Origin of the sequence: Hasllibacter sp. MH4015 (assembly GCF_020177575.1) — a bacterium.
In the GTDB taxonomy this organism is placed as follows: domain Bacteria; phylum Pseudomonadota; class Alphaproteobacteria; order Rhodobacterales; family Rhodobacteraceae; genus Gymnodinialimonas.
Genome location: NZ_JAHTBK010000001.1, coordinates 3602396 through 3621570, shown reverse-complemented (window position 1 = coordinate 3621570; position 19175 = coordinate 3602396). Strand labels below are relative to the sequence as shown.

General features: G+C 64.8%; 21 protein-coding genes. 9 read left to right on the top strand and 12 right to left on the bottom strand.

Features of this window, described 5'->3' with window-relative positions:
- Positions 1 to 18 precede the first annotated feature (18 nt).
- Positions 19 to 1665, bottom strand: a complete 1647-nt coding sequence (locus KUW62_RS18465) for an electron transfer flavoprotein-ubiquinone oxidoreductase (RefSeq protein WP_224816927.1) — start codon at positions 1663 to 1665, stop codon at positions 19 to 21.
- Between the two features lie 188 nt (positions 1666 to 1853).
- On the opposite strand from KUW62_RS18465, the gene KUW62_RS18460 reads away from it, so the two are divergent.
- From KUW62_RS18460 to KUW62_RS18450, 3 genes are all read left to right on the top strand, one after another.
- Positions 1854 to 2165 (top strand): DUF2834 domain-containing protein, encoded by a 312-nt coding sequence (locus KUW62_RS18460; protein WP_224816926.1) that lies wholly within the window; start codon positions 1854 to 1856, stop codon positions 2163 to 2165.
- A 126-nt stretch (positions 2166 to 2291) separates the two neighbouring features.
- On the top strand, positions 2292 to 3557 hold the full coding sequence (gene lysA, locus KUW62_RS18455) for a diaminopimelate decarboxylase (protein ID WP_224816925.1): 1266 nt from the start codon (positions 2292 to 2294) through the stop codon (positions 3555 to 3557).
- A gap of 37 nt (positions 3558 to 3594) precedes the next feature.
- Positions 3595 to 6141 (top strand): DUF4175 domain-containing protein, encoded by a 2547-nt coding sequence (locus KUW62_RS18450; protein WP_224816924.1) that lies wholly within the window; start codon positions 3595 to 3597, stop codon positions 6139 to 6141.
- 12 nt (positions 6142 to 6153) lie between these two features.
- On the opposite strand, the gene KUW62_RS18445 is transcribed toward KUW62_RS18450, so the two are convergent.
- Entirely contained in the window at positions 6154 to 6978 is an 825-nt protein-coding gene (locus tag KUW62_RS18445; protein WP_224816923.1) for a zinc-ribbon domain-containing protein, read from the bottom strand.
- A 255-nt stretch (positions 6979 to 7233) separates the two neighbouring features.
- Here KUW62_RS18445 and KUW62_RS18440 point away from each other — a divergent pair, with 255 nt between their 5' ends.
- The 5 genes from KUW62_RS18440 to KUW62_RS18420 are packed head-to-tail and all read left to right on the top strand — an operon-like array spanning position 7234 to position 10330.
- The gene (locus tag KUW62_RS18440; RefSeq protein WP_224816922.1) at positions 7234 to 7911 is read left to right on the top strand and encodes a cell division ATP-binding protein FtsE; all 678 of its coding nucleotides are present in this window, start codon (positions 7234 to 7236) and stop codon (positions 7909 to 7911) included.
- A complete protein-coding gene (locus tag KUW62_RS18435) occupies positions 7908 to 8810 on the top strand; it encodes an ABC transporter permease (RefSeq protein WP_224816921.1) in 903 nt (300 codons plus the stop codon). Before KUW62_RS18440 ends, KUW62_RS18435 begins: the two co-directional genes overlap by 4 nt.
- Complete coding sequence (locus tag KUW62_RS18430; protein WP_224816920.1) at positions 8807 to 9532, top strand: 1-acyl-sn-glycerol-3-phosphate acyltransferase; 726 nt, start codon at positions 8807 to 8809, stop codon at positions 9530 to 9532. The genes KUW62_RS18435 and KUW62_RS18430 overlap by 4 nt, the downstream gene beginning before the upstream one ends.
- On the top strand, positions 9519 to 10118 hold the full coding sequence (locus KUW62_RS18425; RefSeq protein WP_224816919.1) for a pyridoxamine 5'-phosphate oxidase family protein: 600 nt from the start codon (positions 9519 to 9521) through the stop codon (positions 10116 to 10118). Before KUW62_RS18430 ends, KUW62_RS18425 begins: the two co-directional genes overlap by 14 nt.
- Positions 10115 to 10330, top strand: coding sequence for a hypothetical protein (locus KUW62_RS18420; protein WP_224816918.1), 216 nt, complete (start codon positions 10115 to 10117; stop codon positions 10328 to 10330). The genes KUW62_RS18425 and KUW62_RS18420 overlap by 4 nt, the downstream gene beginning before the upstream one ends.
- Positions 10331 to 10353: 23 nt before the next feature.
- Here the strand turns inward: KUW62_RS18420 and KUW62_RS18415 are convergent, their stop codons facing one another.
- The 8 genes from KUW62_RS18415 to def (KUW62_RS18380) all read right to left on the bottom strand — a co-directional run bounded on the left by KUW62_RS18415 (position 10354) and on the right by def (KUW62_RS18380) (position 16402).
- On the bottom strand, positions 10354 to 11313 hold the full coding sequence (locus tag KUW62_RS18415) for an acetyl-CoA carboxylase carboxyltransferase subunit alpha (RefSeq protein WP_224816917.1): 960 nt from the start codon (positions 11311 to 11313) through the stop codon (positions 10354 to 10356).
- Between the two features lie 105 nt (positions 11314 to 11418).
- On the bottom strand, positions 11419 to 12600 hold the full coding sequence (locus KUW62_RS18410; RefSeq protein ID WP_224816916.1) for a LytS/YhcK type 5TM receptor domain-containing protein: 1182 nt from the start codon (positions 12598 to 12600) through the stop codon (positions 11419 to 11421).
- A 73-nt stretch (positions 12601 to 12673) separates the two neighbouring features.
- Positions 12674 to 13633, bottom strand: a complete 960-nt coding sequence (locus KUW62_RS18405; RefSeq protein WP_224816915.1) for an L-malyl-CoA/beta-methylmalyl-CoA lyase — start codon at positions 13631 to 13633, stop codon at positions 12674 to 12676.
- 86 nt (positions 13634 to 13719) lie between these two features.
- Entirely contained in the window at positions 13720 to 13989 is a 270-nt protein-coding gene (locus KUW62_RS18400) for a hypothetical protein (RefSeq protein WP_224816914.1), read from the bottom strand.
- Positions 13986 to 14900: a methionyl-tRNA formyltransferase gene (gene fmt, locus KUW62_RS18395; protein WP_224816913.1), complete on the bottom strand. Its 915-nt coding sequence runs from the start codon at positions 14898 to 14900 to the stop codon at positions 13986 to 13988. The genes KUW62_RS18400 and fmt overlap by 4 nt, the downstream gene beginning before the upstream one ends.
- Entirely contained in the window at positions 14900 to 15394 is a 495-nt protein-coding gene (def, locus tag KUW62_RS18390) for a peptide deformylase (RefSeq protein ID WP_224816912.1), read from the bottom strand. Before def (KUW62_RS18390) ends, fmt begins: the two co-directional genes overlap by 1 nt.
- Positions 15384 to 15881, bottom strand: a complete 498-nt coding sequence (gene def, locus KUW62_RS18385) for a peptide deformylase (RefSeq protein WP_224816911.1) — start codon at positions 15879 to 15881, stop codon at positions 15384 to 15386. Before def (KUW62_RS18385) ends, def (KUW62_RS18390) begins: the two co-directional genes overlap by 11 nt.
- Positions 15878 to 16402, bottom strand: coding sequence for a peptide deformylase (def, locus tag KUW62_RS18380; RefSeq protein ID WP_224816910.1), 525 nt, complete (start codon positions 16400 to 16402; stop codon positions 15878 to 15880). Before def (KUW62_RS18380) ends, def (KUW62_RS18385) begins: the two co-directional genes overlap by 4 nt.
- A 122-nt stretch (positions 16403 to 16524) precedes the next feature.
- Between def (KUW62_RS18380) and KUW62_RS18375 the strand changes: the two genes are divergently transcribed.
- Positions 16525 to 17694: a MalY/PatB family protein gene (locus tag KUW62_RS18375; RefSeq protein WP_224816909.1), complete on the top strand. Its 1170-nt coding sequence runs from the start codon at positions 16525 to 16527 to the stop codon at positions 17692 to 17694.
- Between the two features lie 12 nt (positions 17695 to 17706).
- Here KUW62_RS18375 and KUW62_RS18370 read toward each other — a convergent pair whose 3' ends face one another.
- Both KUW62_RS18370 and KUW62_RS18365 read right to left on the bottom strand, forming a co-directional pair.
- Positions 17707 to 18570, bottom strand: a complete 864-nt coding sequence (locus KUW62_RS18370; protein WP_224816908.1) for a molybdopterin guanine dinucleotide synthesis — start codon at positions 18568 to 18570, stop codon at positions 17707 to 17709.
- Complete coding sequence (locus KUW62_RS18365; RefSeq protein ID WP_224816907.1) at positions 18558 to 19133, bottom strand: molybdenum cofactor guanylyltransferase; 576 nt, start codon at positions 19131 to 19133, stop codon at positions 18558 to 18560. The genes KUW62_RS18370 and KUW62_RS18365 overlap by 13 nt, the downstream gene beginning before the upstream one ends.
- Between the last annotated feature and the right edge of the window lie 42 nt (positions 19134 to 19175).

The following is a 19175-nucleotide window of genomic DNA, read 5'->3' as shown; positions in this document are numbered from 1 at the left end:
CACGATGTCGCGGGTGGATCACATGTTGGGATAATTCGGCCCGTCACCGCCCTGTGGAACCGTCCAGTGAATGTTCTGGCTCGGGTCCTTGATATCGCAGGTCTTGCAGTGGACGCAGTTCTGGAAATTGATGACGAACTTGTCCTCGTCCCCGTCCTTCACGAACTCGTAGACGCCCGCGGGGCAATACCGCTGCGACGGGCCCGCGTATTCCGGCAGGTTCACCGCCACCGGCACCGTGCTGTCGCGCAGCTTCAGGTGCGCGGGCTGGCTCTCCTCGTGGTTGGTGAAGGAAAACGCCACGTTGGTCAGCCGGTCGAAGGACAATTTGCCGTCGGGCTTGGGATAGTCGATCGGGTTCCAGCGCGCGGCCTTTTCCGTCGCCTCCGCGTCGGTCTTGCCGTGGCTCTTGGTGCCGAAGAAGCTGAAGCCCAGCGTGTTCGTCCACATGTCGAGCCCGCCAAGCGTCAGGGACGCCATCAGCCCGCTTTGCGACCAGATCGGCTTGACGTTGCGCACCTTTTTCAGGTCCGCCCCGATCGGGCCTTCGCGCACCTCGGTCTCGTAATCGTTCAATTCGTCCGATGCGCGGCCAGCCTTGATCGCGGCATGGGCCGCCTCCGCCGCGGCCTTGCCCGACAGCATGGCGTTGTGATTGCCCTTGATCCGCGGAACGTTGACCATGCCGACCGAACATCCCAGCAACGCCACGCCCGGCGCCACCATCTTGCACATCGACTGATAGCCGCCTTCGGTGATCGCGCGCGCGCCATAGGCCACGCGTTTTCCGCCCTCCAGAAGCTCCGCCACCATCGGGTGATGCTTGAAACGCTGGAATTCCATGTACGGAAACAGGTGCGGGTTCTTGTAGTTCAGGTGAACCACGAAGCCCACGTAAACCTGATTGTTCTCAAGATGATAGATGAAGGACCCGCCGCCTGCATTCTTGCCCAGCGGCCAGCCCATCGTATGCGTGACGGAGCCTTCGCGGTGCTTCTCGGGGTCGATCTCCCAGATCTCTTTCATGCCGAGGCCGTATTTCTGCGGCTCGTGACCCTCGCCCAGATTGTATTTGCCGATCACTTCCTGACTCAGGCTGCCGCGCACGCCTTCGGACAGGAACACGTATTTGCCAAGCAGTTCCATGCCCGGTTCCGTGCCTTCCCCGTAGGAGCCATCGGCCTCCAGCCCGAAGACACCGGCCACCACGCCGCGCACTTCGCCGTTGTCGCCATAGACGATTTCGGAACACGCCATGCCGGGGAAGATCTCCACCCCCAACTCCTCCGCCTGCTCCGCCATCCAGCGACAGATATTGCCCATGCTCACGATGTAATTGCCGTGGTTGTTCATCAGGGGCGGCATGGGCCAGTTGGGGATGCGGATGCCCCCCGCCTCACCGAGCATGTAGAAATTATCGTCGCGCACCGGCACGTTCAGGGGCGCGCCCTTGTCCTTCCAATCCGGGATCAGCGCATCCAGGCCCACCGGGTCCAGCACCGCGCCCGACAGGATATGGGCGCCGACCTCCGACCCCTTTTCAAGCACCACGACATTCAGGTCCGCATCCAGCTGTTTCAGCCGGATCGCCGCGGACAGGCCCGCGGGACCTGCACCGACGATGACCACGTCGTATTCCATGCTTTCGCGTTCGATCTCGGACATCTGACCGGTCCCTCTCAAGCTGTCGGCGGGCCGTTGCGACGGCCCGGAAATGGCGTTCGGAAAGGCCTAGCGCGTCCCCCATGGGCGGTCAATTATGACGCTGTGGCACAAGGTCCCGGCCTGACGATATGACGCGACTGGTCATCGGGGCCGTTCCCGCTAGGTCGCGCCCGAAAGGAGACTTCCAAATGTTGCGTATCCTCTATTTCGTCCTCTTTCTGATCGGCCTCTATCCCTGGGTGCATTTCTATCGCTGGTTCGATCAAAACGGATGGGACCTCGGCCCGATGATCGACGCCTGGTATGTGAACGAAGCGACGACCGGCATCACGTGGGACCTCACGATCGCGGCGATGGTGCTGGTGGTCTGGACCATCGTGGAACTCGTCCGCCATCGCGATTGGTGGTTCCTTCTGGTCGTGCCCGCGACCTTCGGGGTCGGCGTGTCCGCGGGGTTGCCGCTGGCGCTGTTTCTGATCGCGCGCCGGACCGGCGCCTAGACGCCGCGTCTATACCAAACCTATACCAACCCTATACCAAGGCTAGACGCCCGGTTTTCGCGGCCCTTTGAACCGGACCCAATCGGTGCTACCTGCGCGCAGGGCAAGCTCAAGGAACCCCTGCGGATGGACCATTTCCTTTACAAAAACGGCATTCTGCACGCCGAAGATGTCGCTTTGCCGGAAATCGCGGCCGCCGTGGGCACACCGTTCTACGTCTATTCCTCCGCCACCCTGACCCGGCATTTCCAGGTGTTCGAGGACGCGCTGGCGGGGCTCGATCACCTGATTTGCTACGCGATGAAAAGCAATTCCAATCAAGCTGTTATCGCGCATATGGCGTCACTTGGCGCGGGCATGGACGTGGTGTCGGGCGGCGAATATCACCGTGCCCGCGCCGCCGGTGTACCCGGCGACCGTATCGTGTTCTCCGGCGTCGGAAAGACCGCCGAGGAAATGGCGCTCGCGCTGGAGGGCGGCATTCGCCAATTCAACGTCGAATCCGAGCCCGAGCTGCAACGCCTCAGCCAAGTCGCTGAACGCATGGGAAAAACCGCGCCCATCACCATCCGCGTGAACCCCGATGTCGACGCCAGAACCCACGAAAAGATCGCCACCGGCCGCAAGGAAGACAAGTTCGGCATCCCGATCGCCCGCGCGCGGGAGGTTTATCGGCTTGCCGCATCGCTCCCCGGCCTTCAGGTCATCGGCATCGACGTCCATATCGGCAGCCAGCTGACCGATCTTGAACCGTTTGAAATCGCTTACAAAAAGGTGGCCGAACTCACCCACGCATTGCGCGCCGACGGGCATGAGATCTCGCGGCTCGACCTCGGCGGCGGCCTCGGCATCCCCTATGAGCGCTCCAACACCGCGCCCCCCCTGCCCCTAGAATACGGGGAGGTCATCAAGCGCACCGTCGGTGACCTGGGCTGCGAGATCGAGATTGAACCGGGCCGCCTGATTTCTGGCAATGCAGGGCTGCTTGTTGCCTCCACGATCTACGTAAAGCACGGGGAAGACAGGGATTTTTTGATCCTCGACGCCGCCATGAATGACCTGATCCGGCCCGCCATGTACGGCGCCTGGCACGACATGGTGCCGGTCGTGGAACCCGCGCCGGGGGCTGAGCAGACGCCCTACGACATTGTCGGCCCCGTCTGCGAAAGCGGGGATACCTTCGCCAAACAGCGCAACCTGCCCGCGATGGCGGAGGGGGACCTGATCGCCTTCCGCTCCGCCGGGGCCTACGGTGCGGTGATGAGCAGCGAATACAACTCCCGCCCGCTGATCCCCGAGGTCATGGTGAACGGCGATCAATTCGCCGTCATCCGGGCGCGTCCATCGTTTGACGACATGATAAACCGCGATACAATTCCCACATGGGTGTAAACCACCTGTCGGCCCGACGCGGGCCGCGAAAGGGAAAATGACCGACACGACCGGCCCCAAAGACGGCGCGTTGAAGCGCCTGATCTGGCCCCTGCGGCTGACCCGTCTTGGCCTTGTGGCCGAACGGGCGGTGCGGGCGTTCTGGCCCGTCTGGACCCTTGCGTTCATCGTGCTTGCCGGCCTCGCATTCGGCGCGGGAACGGCGGTTCCGGGCAACGTTGCATGGCCCGCCTTGGGCCTTCTGGGGCTGATTTTTCTGGGGCTTCTGGTGCTTGGCTTCATCCGGTTCAAGATGCCCACGCGGGACGAGGCGTTGGAGCGTCTTGACCGCACGATGCCGGGCCGTCCGATCACCACCTTGCTGGATACACCCGCGGTCGGAGGCCGGGACGCAGCCAGCCGCTCGGTCTGGGCCACGCACATATCCCGGATGGCAGAACGCGCCGCGTCGGCCCGCGCGCCGGAGCCGGATCTGCGCCTGTCTTCGCGCGACCCCTACGCCCTGCGTTACATCGGGGCGACCGCGCTTGCGATGGCCGTCCTCTTCGGGGCGTTCGGTCGGGTCGCCGATGTCGGCAATGTTCCGCTTGGCGCGGGGCCGGCCACGGCATCCTCGGGCCCATCCTGGGAAGGCTGGGTGGAGCCGCCGTTATATACCGGTCTTCCGTCGCTCTACCTCAACGACATCCTCGCGGACGGCTTCGATGCGCCCCTCGGCTCCGAAGTGACGCTGCGCAGCTATGGCCAGCCCGGGGAGATCACCCTGCGCACCGACATCGGCCCAGTGCCGGAGCCTGATCCGAATGCCTATGCCCAGACCGTCGTGATGGAGCAGGGCGGAACGCTTGCCGTTGATGGCCCGGGCGGGCGCGAATGGCTGGTCTCCGTGCGCCCCGACGCGGCCCCGACGGTGACGCTGGAAGGGGAGGTCGAAGGCGACGCGCCCGCATCCATGCAATTCACCTTCACTGCCATGGACGATTACGGTGTGCGGTCCGGCACCGCGACGATCCGCCTGAACGTGGATGCCATGGATCGTCGCCATGGCCTGATCGTCGATCCCGAACCCCGTGCCGCAATCGTGCTGGACCTGCCGATGCCGTTCCGTGGTGACCGTGCCGAGTTCACCGAAGTGATGCTTGAGGATCTGTCCGAACATCCCTTCGCAAACCTGCCGGTCACGCTGACCCTGACCGTCACCGACGATGCGGGGCAGATCGGCACCGTGTCCTATGACGTGGCCCGCCTGCCCGGACGGCGTTTCTTCGATCCGCTGGCCAATGCGCTTGTGGAAATCCGCCGCGACATCCTGTGGAGCCGGGAGAATGCCACGCGCAGCGCAAGGTTGCTGCGCGCAATCACGCATCTGCCGGAACCCGACCTGCACGAGGGCGTGTACCTGCCGCTCCGCTCCGCGATCAACCGGCTGGAAAGCGCCATAGATTTCATCTCCGAAGACACGCAGGAGCAGGTGGCCGAAATACTTTGGGAGGCCGCGCTTGAACTGGAACTCGGTGATCTTTCAAGCGCGCTGGAGCGTCTGCAACGCGCGCAGGAACGGCTGGCCGAGGCTATGCGCCGCGGCGCCAGCGACGAGGAAATCGCGCAACTGATGCAGGAAATGCGCGAGGCGATGAACGAATATATTCAGGAGCAGGCCCGCAACGCGGAACCCGGCGACGGCACCGACCAACCCGATCGGGGCGAGTCGCAGGAATTGTCCATGTCCGACCTGGAAGAGATGCTGCAGCGCATCGAGGAATTGATGCAGGAAGGCCGGATGGCGGAGGCCATGGAGATGATGCAGGCCCTGCAACAGATGCTCGAAAACCTCGAATTCACCCAAGGGGGCGAAGGCGGCGACGGGCCGCAGACGCCGGGCCAGGAGGCGATGGAGGGCCTGCAGGACACGCTGCGCGGTCAGCAGGGACTGAGCGACGACAGCTTCCAGGAATTGCAGGACCAGTTCAATCCGAACCGCCCAGGCCAGCAAAGCGAACAGCAGGGCGAGGCCCCGCAAGGCGGCCAGACCGGCGAGGACGGCGAAAACCCCGGCGCGGGCCAAGGCGGCGACAACGAGGAAAATGCGGGGTCCCTCGCGGACCGGCAGGAACAACTACGCCGGCAACTCGAACAGCAGCAAAGCCAGCTGCCCGGCACGGGGACGGAAGCCGGGGACGAGGCCATGCGCCAGCTGGACGATGCGGGCCGCGCGATGGAGGAGGCCGCGGAGGCGCTTGAACGGGGCGACATCGCCGAAGCGCTCGACCTGCAATCCGAAGCGATGGAAGCGATCCGCGAGGGGATGACCCAACTGGGCGAGGCCCTGGCGCAGGAGCAGGGCGCAGACCCCGGGCAAGGCCAGGCCGAGGGCAACATGGCCGAAAGCCGCCCGCTGGAAGACCCCCTTGGGCGACAGGCGGGCAACAACGGCGCATTCGGTTCGGACGAAGGGTTGGAAGGCGGCGAAGATGCCCGCGAAAGGGCGCGCGAATTGCTCGACATTCTACGTGATCGCGCCGCCGATCAGGGCCGTCCCGAGGTGGAGCTTGATTACCTGCGCCGTCTGTTGGACCAGTTCTGAGCCGCGCGCGACCTAGCTGTCACCGGCCAGCGAACGCGCCATGTCATCCAGCCAGAAGCGCCCGGAATTCACCAGATCGACATAGCTTTCCAGCGATCCGGCCAAGGCCGGCACCGCAGCCGCGATTTCGCCTGCGTAAAGATAAAGCAGCAAGGCCACGATCGCCGCCAGGATCACCATGAGGAACCCACGGCGGGATTGTGCGCGCCGTCTTGCGCCTGCCCCGATCGTGTCGACGTCGGTGGCGTCCTCCTCCCCCTCGGACCGGTCGCCCGTGGCGCGCAGGGTGGAGTTGATTTCTTCGATATCGGGGAGCAATTCACGCCGGGACGCCGCGGCGGCGGACGCGACTGCCGCCTCGATGCTCTCGGTATCGAAGGCATCCTCGGCCGCTTCCAGCTCTGCGATACGGCGATTGCGCGGCGTGTCGGTCGGGTCGTCCAGCGACATCTCGTCCTGCACCTCGACCGGGTCAGCCACCGCCTCCGCCCGGCGCAGGCGCGCCTCCCGCTCCGCTTCTTCGCGCAGGATATCGGCGACGCCGGGGTCGATCTGGCGTCGGGGCGGGCGTGGCGGGACATCGTCCGCGTCGGTGTCGCCATCGGGGCCATCCGGTGCTTCGACGTCCACCTCGGTCAATCTGGGGGATGCGGCTTGCGCTTCGTGCGCCGGTTCCGCGCCTTCCGCTACGGGCGCGGGCGCGTCCGGCTCGGCGCGCACGCCGGGCTGAAACCATGTGCTCGAACAGTTAGAGCATTGCACGTCCCGCCCGGCGGCCGGGATCATGCTTTCATCAACCTCGTAGCGGGCGCTGCAATTCGGGCAGGTTAGGCGCATTGGTTCCCGGTCTTTGTCTGGGGCGCGTCACACACGGCGCGCAGGGCCACGACGCTGAACAATCCCAGCGGATGAGAAACATTGTATCTGAAAGTCTTAGCAACCTCTCTGTTCCATTCCAAGGCCCGCAAACCGCACCGCGCGTGGCCGTTGCATCCCTGCGCCAATCCCCGTCACGGCTGTGGGGGCGCGATTGCAAGTGTCCGCCAAGGGTGCAAGACAGGGGCAACGATTTCGCCAAGGACAAGATCCCCGATGATCGAAATGCAGGATGCCGCCTATGGCTACGGGGCCGAACCGCTTCTGGCCGACCTGTCCCTGCAACTGGCGCCCGGTTCGTTTCACTTCCTTACGGGGCCATCGGGTGCGGGCAAGACCACCTTCCTCAAGCTGTGCTACGCAGAGCTTTTGCCCACCGGCGGCTCGGTCAGCCTGTTCGGCCACACCGCCACCGGCCTGACCCGCGACGGCATCGCCGATCTGCGTCAGCGCATCGGTGTCGTGCATCAGGATTGTGCGTTTCTGGACCATTTGTCGGTGAACGAGAACATTGCCCTGCCCCTGACCGTGTCGGCCAAGGGCAGCATGGTTCAGGACGCGAATTTGAGTGAACTGGTTGGCTGGGTCGGCCTGTCGTCGCGCGCCAACGCCCTTCCGCCCGAGCTGTCGGGCGGTGAACGGCAGCGCGCGGCGCTGGCCCGTGCGATCATCATGGACCCCGATTTGATCCTGGCCGATGAGCCCACGGGGAACGTCGATTGGGATATGTCCCTGCGCCTGCTGAACCTACTGATCGAGCTCAACAAACTTGGCAAAACGGTCGTGATCGCGACCCATGACCTCGCCCTGATCCGGGCCGCGAAGCAAAAGGTGCAGGCCCGCGTCCTGCGCATCCAGGGCGGGCAGATCATGGCGGCGGGGGCGGATTTATGAGCGTGCGCGGCGATCTTCTGGCTTTGGTGCGCGGCGACAGCCAGGCGGATCGCGTGGTTCCCCGCAGCGGGCAATCGGCGCGCCTGACCCTTGCGACGGCCGCGGCGATGGCGTTCCTTGCCGTCTTCGCCATGGCCCTGTCCACTGCGTCGGGGCGCCTGGCCGATCGCTGGTCCGACAGCCTCGCCCAATCCTCCACCATCCGCATTTCCGCCCCCCCGGCGGAGTTGGAGGCCCAGACCTGGGCCGTTCTGACCGTGCTGGAACAGACGCCCGGCGTGGAAAGCGCCAATGCGTTGAGCGACGAGGATCAACAGGCTTTGCTTGCGCCGTGGTTCGGCCCGGACCTGCCACTGGACGACCTTCCCATCCCGCGCCTGATCGAAATCACGGAAACGGCGGGCGGCTTCGACGCCGACGGGTTGCGCCAGCGCCTGGCCGCCGAAGCGCCGGGCGCGGTGCTGGACGACCATGACCGATGGCGGCGGCCCCTGGTCGAAGCTGCCTCCCGCCTGCGGCTCCTGGGGGCGCTTGCCCTGATCCTGATCCTTGCCGCCACCGGCGCGATGGTCACGCTGGCCGCCCAATCGGCCCTTTCGGCCAACGAACAGGTGATCCGCGTAATGCGCCTTGTGGGGGCGCGCGACAGCTATATCGCGCGCGCCTTCGTGCGGCGCTTCACCATCCGGGCCTTGACCGGGGCCGCCGCGGGCACGGTGGCGGGCATCCTTGCGGTGATGATCCTGCCATCCGCACGGGACACTGCGGCGATCCTGACCGGCCTTCGCTTTTCGGGCGCATCGTGGATCTGGCCGCTTCTGATCCCGCCGCTCGCCGCGGCCACCGCCTTTGCGGCTACGCGCATCGCGGCCTTCCGCACGCTCAGGGGCCTGAAATGATCCAGTGGATCCGCTCGCTGCTGTTCATCATCCAGATGTATCTGGCGATGCTGGTGATCGCGTTCGTGTTCTTTCCCTACGCGCTGGTCAGTCCCGCCGGGGCCTACGCGGCCTGCCACACGTTCTGTCGTTGGGTGTTCTGGACGATGGGATGGATGGTCGGCCTGAAGCTGGACATCCGCGGCACCCCACCCACGGACGAGGTGATGATCGCGGCCAAGCACCAGAGCTTCCTCGATATCATGGCGATCTACCATTCCGTTCCGCGCGGCAAGTTCATCATGAAGCGCCAACTGATGTTTGCGCCGATCCTCGGGCAGTACGCCCTGCGTCTGGGCTGCGTTCCCGTCAATCGCGGCAAGCGTGGCGTCGCGATCAAGAAGATGCTCGACGATGTGCGCAGCGGCAAGCAGCAGGGCGGGCAATTGATCATCTATCCCCAGGGCACGCGCACGGCACCGGGGGCCATCGCGCCCTACAAGGTGGGCACCGGCGCGCTTTACGATCAACTGGGACAGCCCTGCGTTCCGGTGTCCACGAATGTCGGCCTCTACTGGCCCAAGCGCGGCATCCTGCGATCCCCCGGCACGGCCGTTGTGGAGTTCCTGCCGCGGATCGAACCGGGCCTGCCGAAAGAAGCGTTCATGGCAAAGCTGGAGGCCGAGATCGAAGTCTCCAGCACCGCCCTTCTAGAGGAGGCTGGCTTCCGTGCAGATCATTGAAGATATCGAAAGGCTTGAAGCACTTTATGGGGCGCCTGCGCCGAACTCGGTTGCCAAGGTCACACCTCGCCTGACGCCCCACTACCGCACATGGATCGACGCCGCGCGGTTCGTGATCCTGTCCACGGTCGGTCCCGAAGGCACCGACGCCAGCCCGCGCGGAGACGATGGGCCGGTCGTGCGCATCGTGGACGACACGACGCTTTGGCTGCCAGATTGGCGCGGCAACAACCGGATCGACAGCTTGCGCAACATCGTGCGGGACGGGCGCGTGTCGCTCATGTTCATGGTGCCCGGTGCGCATAGCGTGGTGCGCATTAATGGCACCGCAAAGCTGAGCGTCGATCCCGACCTGACCGAGAGTTTCGAGCAGAAGGGCCGCCACCCGAAATCGGTCATCGTCGTCTCGGCGGAGGAGGTTTACTTCCAATGCGCGAAGGCGCTCATGCGGTCGGACCTCTGGGCGCGCGATGACGCGGAAGGGCTTCCGACCGCCGGTGCCTTCATCAAGGAAATGGTCGCAGAATTCGACGGCGACACCTACGACAAGGGCTACCCCGAATACGCCAAGGCGAAGATGTGGTGAAGGCGTTGGCCTACCTGCTGTTCCTTGCCGGGGTGCTGATCGCGGTTCTGGCCGGTTTCACGCTATTCGCCGCGATCACCGATTTCGGTCAGCGCGGTTGCCCGGGGGCCGCGCAATGCTCGGACGCGGTCAGCGTGATGGTGCTGTCGGGATGCGCGCTGGTCGCGGCGGCCGTGATGATGTTCGCCGGTGTGGTGTTCGTGCGCCGGTAGTATCAGCCGGCGGGGCCGCGCGATCAGGCGGCCAGCCCCTTTGACCCCATATCGAGGAATTTCCGCCGACGGCTTGCAATAAGGCTGTCGCGATCCGCCTCTCCGAACCCTGCCAGCATCGATGCCAGCGCCTTGCCCACCGCCGCGATAGCCGCGTCCTTGTCGCGCTGCGCCCCGCCGAGCGGTTCCTTGATGACCACGTCGCAGACACCAAGGCGGTGAAGATCCTGCGCCGTCAGGCGCAAGGCTTCCGCCGCTTCGCGCATCTTTTCGGCATCCTTCCACAGGATCGACGCGCAGCCCTCGGGGCTGATGACGGAATAGATCGAGTGCTCCAGCATGGCGAGGCGGTCGGCGGTCGCGAAGGCCACGGCCCCGCCGGACCCGCCTTCCCCGATGATGACGGAGATAAGCGGCACACCCACCTGAAGGCAGGTTTCGGTGGATCGGGCAATCGCCTCGGACTGGCCACGCTCCTCCGCGCCCTTTCCGGGATAGGCGCCGGGCGTGTCGACGAGCGTCAGGATCGGGAGGTTGAAGCGGTCGGCCATCTCCATCAGCCGCACGGCCTTGCGATACCCTTCGGGGCGGGCCATGCCGAAATTGCGCTCGATCCGCGTCTTGGTGTCGAACCCCTTCTCGTGGCCGATGACGACGACGGGGCGGTCGTTGAACCGCGCCAAACCGCCCATGACGGCGTGGTCGTCCGCAAAATTCCGGTCTCCGGCCAGCGGCGTATACTCGGTGAACAACGCCTTGATGTAGTCCTTGCAATGGGGCCGGTTGGGGTGCCGCGCCACCTGGCATTTCCGCCAAGGCGTCATGTCGGTGTAAAGGTCGCGCAGCAAATCGGCGGCCTTCTTGTCGAGCGCGGCGGCCTGATCCTCGACATCCATGCCTTCTTCGCGGCGGGCCATGGCGCGCAATTCCTCGGCCTTGCCTTCGATCTCCGCCAGCGGCTTTTCGAAATCGAGATAGTTCATCGCGCCTGACCCTCGTTGCCATGGCCCGAGCATCATCGGGCCGCCTTGGTATATGACAACCCGTGGGGGCGGATGCAACTCAGCCGCTGCATCCGCCACCTAGCATCAGTTTATCTTGCGGCGGTCCATCAGGAAGTCGGCCTTGCGGAACAGCGCGTCATGTTCCGCCGGGCTGAACAATCGACCACGGCGCAGGGCGCTTTTCTGGCCCGGCCGCAGGGGCGACATCTCGGCCCGGCGCATCTGGTACCAAGGGGCGTCCTCCGCGTTCGCCTCATTCTCGATGACACGCAGGAACATCGCCGGATCGCTCAGTGGTACGGCGGTCACGTGATACCTCATCGCCGCACCGCCAGTGTCACGCGACCGATCCTGAAGGTCGTGTCGGATATCGTCGACAAGCTGTGGCGCGACGAGCATCTCATCCTGGGTCAGCGGGATCAGGACGCGCCCGCCTTCCGTTTGTCCGGCCAAGTTGGCTTGGGACAGAAACGATTCAAGCCCGTGGCGATTGATGCCGTGCCGATGGGTCTTCAGCCCGGCGCGCGCCAAAACCGCGTTGAAGGCGTCAAATCGCGGCTCGATTGCAAGAAGGCCCGCATATGTCCCAAGCGAGTGGGCGGCGAAGGCATTTGTCACGTCGCGCGCAAATGCGGGGCCGGTCAGCAGCCCCGTTTCCGGGTCGCGCGTTGCCGCTGCCTGCATCTCGTCCATGATCCGGATACGCCGATTCTCCCGCTCCATCAGGGCGGCAAGCGTCGGCACCGCGACCAGGTTGGCCGCGAGGATCGGAAGGCCAGCATTCATCAGGAACCACGCGGCCAAATCACTTGGCAAGGCCAACGCGCCCAAGAGATGGGACGACATCGCAAGGGCCAGCCCAAGCAGGATCGGGAAGCCGCGATCGCCCAGATGCGCAGTCTTGCGCGCCCAGATGATGCCGGCCAAGGCGGCGATCACGATGCTGATCCAGCCCGCGAGCATCCCCACGCCGCCCAATTCCCACCGCCCCAGAAGCGCGATTGCCACGCAAGGCAGAACGCCGCGCCATCCAAGAAACGCGCCGGCCAAGGCCACCGGGACCGCCCGCATATCAATGATCAGGCCCTCAAAGGGCTCGATCGGGTTGTGCATCTGCACCACCGCGAGGATGCCGAACAGGATGCCCAGAACCGACGGCGCAAGCAGCGCGCCCACAAATCTGCGGCGCACGAAGCCATAACTCTCCGCCAGCAGCGCCATGACCGCCAACGCCGCGACGAAATCCATCAACACGGAAAAACTCATAACCCACCCCAAGCTACCATTACTCACCGGGGACAGGCCTACGACGCGACAGTTTCGGAGGGCTTAATTCTTCCTACGAGGCGGCGATCATTTCAGCTTGTTTTACGATAACTTCGGCCTGCTTGATCGACGCAATATCAACCAAGCGTCCCTTGTAAACCGTGGCCCCTGCACCGTCGGACTTTGCCTGCTCCATCGCGGCGAGGATCTCTCTCGCCTCTGCCACGGCGGTGTCCGATGGGGTGAAAACCTCGTTGGCCAGCGCGATCTGCTTCGGGTGGATCGCCCATTTCCCGACCATGCCAAGCGTGGCGGAGCGGCGGGCCTGCGCGCGGTATCCATCGTCGTCCGAGAAATCGCCGAACGGGCCGTCCACGGGCAGAACGCCGTGGGTTCGGCACGCCGCGACAATGGCCGCCTGCGCCCAGTGCCACGGGTCGGACCAGTGCTTCTCCCCCTCGCGCAGCATGTAGTAGTTTTCCTGCGTGCCGCCGATGCCGGTGGTCTGCATCCCCATGGAGGCGGCGAAATCCGCGGCCCCGAGGCTCATCGCCTGCATTCGGGGGGAGGCGGCGGCAATCTCCTCCACGTGGGCGATGCCGGCCGCGCTTTCGATGATGACTTCAAAGCCGATGGGCTTCGTGCGCCCCTGTGCCGTCTCGATGGCCGTGACCAGCGCATCGACGGCATAGACATCCGCCGCGCAGCCCACCTTGGGGATCATGATGATGTCGAGCCGATCGGTCTCCGCCTCCAGCAGGTCCACCACGTCGCGGTACCAGTACGGCGTGTCGAGGCCGTTGATCCGCACGCTGAGCGTCTTGTTGCCCCACTCCACCGAACCAATCGCCTCGATCACGTTGGCGCGCGCCTGCGCCTTGTCGTCGGGGGCAACGGAATCCTCCAGGTCGAGGTTGATGACATCCGCATCCGACGCCGCCATCTTCGCAAACAGCTTGGTGTTGGACCCCGGTCCGAACAATTGGCACCGGTTCGGGCGGGCGACGGGTTGCGGCTGAAGACGGAAGCTCATTGGGACCTCACGAAAGGATATTGCGCGTGCATTCCCGTGAGGGGTAATTTATTGCGCCGCAGCGCACAAGTGCCGCAGCGCAGAAATCAGCGGTCCCGGCGATTTCGCTTGCGCCGGTGGGTCGCGTATTCCGTGGGGATCAGGATCAAGGCCGCCGCTGACGCCACGATGGCATCCAGCCCCGCAGAGCCGAGGCTGAAATTGAACAGCGACCGGACGAAGTAGAAAACCAGCACCGCCCCCCATGCGATGAAGATCGACGGCACGATGCCGTTATGGGTCCATCCCCATTTCTCGAACAGGAACGCCACGATCCCCGCGATCATCAGCGAGCCGAAAAACGAAAACAGGATCATGCGTGATCTCCCAAAAACTGCCCCGGCGCGATGCGCGCGCCGCGTGCCCAATCTTCCGCCGCCATCGGCCCCTTGCCCTCGGGCTGGACCTGAACCAATTCCACCGCCCCGTCCCCGCAAGCGATCACGGTGCCATCGAGGACCTGCCCCGGCGTACCCTGCCCGTTGCCCAATCGACAGCGAAGCAGTTTCAGGCGCTTGCCGCCCGCCACGGTCCATGCGCCGGGAAACGGTGACAGGCCCCGGATCAGACGATCTATATGGGGGGCGGGGGCGGTCCAATCCACCTTTGCTTCGGATTTGCTGATCTTTTCGGCATAGGTCACGCCACCCTCGGGCTGGGGCTCTGCCACCAATCGCTCCAGGTTGGGCAAGGCCGCGCGGATCAGATCGGCCCCCATCCCGGACAATCGGTCATGCAGGTCCCCGGACGTGTCTTCCGGCCCGATGTCGCACAGCATCCGGTGCAGGACCGGCCCGGTATCAAGACCTGCCTCCATTTGCATCAGGCACACGCCGGTGGTTCGGTCGCCGGCCATGATGGCCCGCTGGATTGGCGCCGCCCCACGCCAGCGCGGCAGGTCGGAGGCATGGACATTCACACAACCAAGGCGCGGCGCGTCGAGGATGGGTTGTGGTAGGATCAAGCCATAGGCGACCACGACCGCCACATCGGCCTCCAGCGCCGCAAACTCTGCCTGCGCGTCGGCATTCTTCAGGCTCACCGGATGGCGCACCGGCAGGCCAAGCGCCTCCGCCCGCGCCTGAACCGGGCTGGGGCGGTCCTTCTTGCCACGCCCGGCGGGCCGGGGCGGTTGGGAATAGACGGTCGCGACCTCGTGCCCCTCCTCGACCAGCGCATCGAGGATCGGGACGGAAAAGTCTGGCGTTCCCATGAAGATCACTCGCATCAGCGGACCTTTCGAGCTTTCTTCAACAGCATATCGCGCTTCACCTTGGACAGATTGTCGAAATACATCCGCCCCGCCAGGTGGTCGATCTGATGCTGGACGGAAGTGGCCCAGAGGCCGACAAATTCCTGCCGGACCCGCAGGCCCATATGATCGGTAAAGGCCACCGTGACTGTGGCAGGGCGTGAGACCTTCGCCGTCACGCCCGGCAGGTTGGGGCTGCCTTCGGGATAGGTATTCCTCTCGGCGGAGCGGGAGACGATTTCCGGGTCCGCCATGCGGATCGGGCGGCCCCGTTCGTCGCTGGCATCCACCACGGCCAGGCGCAGCATCACGCCGATTTGCGGTGCGGCCAGGCCCAATCCGGGCATCGCCTCCATCGTGTCGATCATGTCATCCCAGATTGCGCGGTGATCCTCGGTGATCTGGCCGACCTCGGCGGCCGGTGAGCGGAGGCGTTTGTCGGGCCACGGGACGAAAGGTCTAACCGCCATAGCGCGCCTCGAACTCGGTCCGTGCCTTCGGGGCTTGATGGTCGAAAATCACGCGACCGTTCAGGTGATCAAATTCGTGCTGGATGCAGCGTGCGGCAGGACCCTCGAACATCTCGTCCTGCGACATTCCGAGACGGTCAATGAACGCGATCTGAACGGAGGACGGGCGGGTCACGGGCATCGGCAGATCGGGGATCGAAAGGCATTGCTCCTCCATCTCCGCATGCGCCACCTCGTCATGGAAGCTGAGATGCGGGTTGACGAATGCCATCGGCGCGGGCGTGCCCTCTTTCCAAGCCACGTCCACCACGAAAACCCGCTGCATCACACCGATCTGCGGGGCGGCGAGGCCACGGCCCTTGGCGGCATACATCGTCTCAAACAGGTCATCGATCAGGGCAGGAAGGGCAGGATCATCCGCGTCCGCGGGCGCACAGACCCGACTGAGCCGCGGATCGGGCCATAGCAGGATCTCGCGCAGGCTCACACGCCTTCCCGCGCGCGGTCCCGCTTCAGCTTGACCATTTTCCGGGTGATCAACTGGCGCTTCAACCCGCTTAGGTAGTCGATGAACAGCTTGCCCTCCAAGTGGTCGATCTCGTGCTGGACGCAGGTGGCCCAGAGGCCGTCGAAATCCTCCTGCTGCTCATTGCCGTCCGTGTCGATCCAGCGCACCGTCACAGCCTCCGGTCGCGTCACATCGGCGTAGATCTCAGGGATCGACAGGCAGCCTTCCTCATACGTGTTCTGTTCGTCCGAGGACGCCACGACCTCCGGGTTGAACATTGCAAGCGGACGGGGCGCCGCGCCCTCCTCCTTCACGCAATCCAGAACGATCAGCCGCGTGTTCACGCCGATCTGCGGCGCGGCCAGCCCGATGCCCGGCGCGTCATACATGGTGGACAGCATGTCCTTGGCCAGTGCGCGCAACTCGTCGGACAGGTCAGCCACGGGGGCCGCCACTTTCTTCAGGCGCGGGTCGGGATGGATCAGGATCGGACGTATCATGGGCGGTGATGTAGTCCATCGCGCGGCGCGAATAAAGGGCGTGCCATGCCATCGCGCCCGCCACCTTGCGGCCAGCGCAGAGCGCGCTACGGTCCGCATCACGCAACATCCCGGAGAACCCCATGTCATTTGATGAAGTCATCGACCGTCGCGGCACCCATTGCGTGAAATGGGACATGATGGAAACGCTGTATGGCGTGTCCCCCGAGGACGGGATTTCGATGTGGGTGGCCGACATGGACTTCCGCCCCCCGCAATGCGTGCAGGACGCCGTTCAGGCGATGGTCGACCACGGCATCTACGGGTATTTCGGGGATGACAGCAAATACCGCGCGGCGATCTGCTGGTGGATGCAGGAACGCCACGGCTGGACGGTCGATCCGTCTCACATCTTCTCCACCCATGGACTGGTGAACGGGACGGCCATGTGCCTGGACACGTTTACCAATGAAGGTGACGGCGTGGTTCTGTTCACGCCCGTCTACCATGCCTTCGCCAAGGTGATTAACGCCTCTGGCCGGGACCTGTGCGAATTGGAGATGCCGCAGGAAAACGGGCGCTATGTCCTTGATTTCGAGGCGTTTGACTCGCAGATGAAGGGGCACGAGAAGATGCTTGTCCTGTGCTCCCCCCACAATCCCGGCGGGCGCGTCTGGACGGAGGCGGAGTTGCAGGGCGTGGCCGATTTCTGCAAGCGGCACGACCTTATCCTGGTCTCAGACGAGATCCACCACGACCTTCTGATGCCCGGTCAGAGCCATATTCCCATGGCCAAGATCGACGGGATCGAGGATCGGCTGGTGATGATGACGGCGGCGACGAAGACCTTCAATATCGCGGGCTCCCATATCGGGAACGTCATCATCGCCGACGAGACCCTGCGCGCGAAATTCGCGGCGCGGATGGCGGCCATGGGGATGTCCCCCAATTCCTTCGGCGTGTTCATGGTGACAGCCGCATACAGTCCCGCCGGCGCTGCGTGGGTGGACGAGCTGCGCGGCTATATCGCTGAAAACGCGCGCATTTTCGACGAGGGCATCAATGCCATTCCCGGCCTGCGCTCCATGGCACTTGAAGCCACCTACCTTGGATGGGTCGACTTTTCCGGCACCGGGATGGCGCGGGAGGAATTTACCAAACGCGTCACGGAGGATGCGAAGATTGCGGTGAATTACGGTCCGACCTTCGGCACCGGCGGAGAATCTTTCCTGCGCTTCAACATCGCGACACCGCGCGCCGTCGTCGAGGATGCAGTGGCCCGGATGCGCGCGGCCTTCGGTGATTTGCAGTAGATCAATGGTATATCAATCGAGGGCGGCGATCAGCGCCGCCTCTTGACCGAGGCCGAGAATCCACCCCTCCTCCGCATCGCCTTCGCGCAGCATCCGGTCGAGCCTGTCGGGGTCCAACCGGGCGAAGGCCTGGGCCATCAGGCGGACCTGAACCGCGTCCAAAATCTCCCCCGGCCGGACCCGATCCTTGATCGCGCGGTCAATCAGGCCGGGATAAATCTCGGCCAACACGATCGGGGTGTCCGGTGCCTCGAACGGGCTGACGCTGAGATCGCGGCCATACCGCTTCCGCAACGCGTGAAGATGCGGCAGGCCGAGCAGAACCTGAGAGCCGACGGACCCCGTCGTGAAGAGTTTCCAGCAGGGCTGCGTCCGGGGCAGACGCCGCTCCACCAAGCGCCGCTCCGGCATCCCATGATCGGTGCGAAGGGTGCCCCGCGCGGGCAACATCTGCGTCGCGCGGGCCGCGGGGCATCCCCAGAACGGCCCGATTCCGGGAAAGCGCGCATTCAGCCCCTCGGCCACATCCCACCGGTTGTTTCGATTGCGCGCGTCGTCCGAGATCAGCGCCGCCAGATACGCCCAGAGGTTCAGCGGATCGTCCGACCCGGACACGGCGCGTGCAAAGCCGCGCGGGTATCCGAAGGGAAAATCGAAGCCCACGAGAATGCGCCGCCCGGCCCGAACCTCCCCATCCAACACCCCGGTCAGGCTGCGCAGGGCCGCGTGGCGCGTGCGGTGGTAGCTTGTGGTCGTGGCGCCGTGGCGGCTGAGCCCGATGAAAATCGCGTCCTTGGTGGGCTTGGCCGGTGACGGGGCAGAGCGCGCCGACCAATCGACCATGGCGATCGTATCGAACCCCGTCATGCCAGCCAAGCTTCGGCCCGGGCCAAATCCTGCGCGGTATTCACGTTGAAGAAGGCGGGGGGCGTGGTGTCGGGGAAATCGACGGGCGCTATGCCGTGGTGCCCGGCCCAATCCGTCACTTTCCGCGTGCCTCGCGCCAGCGCCGCGTGCAGATCACCGGCGAGCGCCACGTCCCACAAAGCTGTTGTGCCGTGGAGCCCATCGCCGGTGCGGGCGATGGCGACAGGTCCGTCCGTATCCGCCAGTCGCGCCACCAGATCGCCGGGCAGAAACGGCGTGTCCACGGCCACCGTCAGAACCCGTTCTGCCCCCTGCCCCGCCCCCCATCGCATCGCGGCAAGCACCCCGCCAAGCGGTCCGAGGCCCGGGACCTCATCCCGCACGTGGCCATAGTCGCCCCAGACGCCGGGTCCATTAATCGCCAGCACGCTCACCTGCGGCGCGACCCGGTCCGCCACGTGCCGCCACAGCGGCCGCCCGGCCAGCATCACCTGCGCCTTGTCACCGCCGATCCTGCGCCCCGCACCGCTTGCGAGGATCACCCCGGGAACCTGCCCTGCCTGCGATTGCATCCGCCCCTCCAATGGGTTTACCCCTGTGGCATTACACGGAAA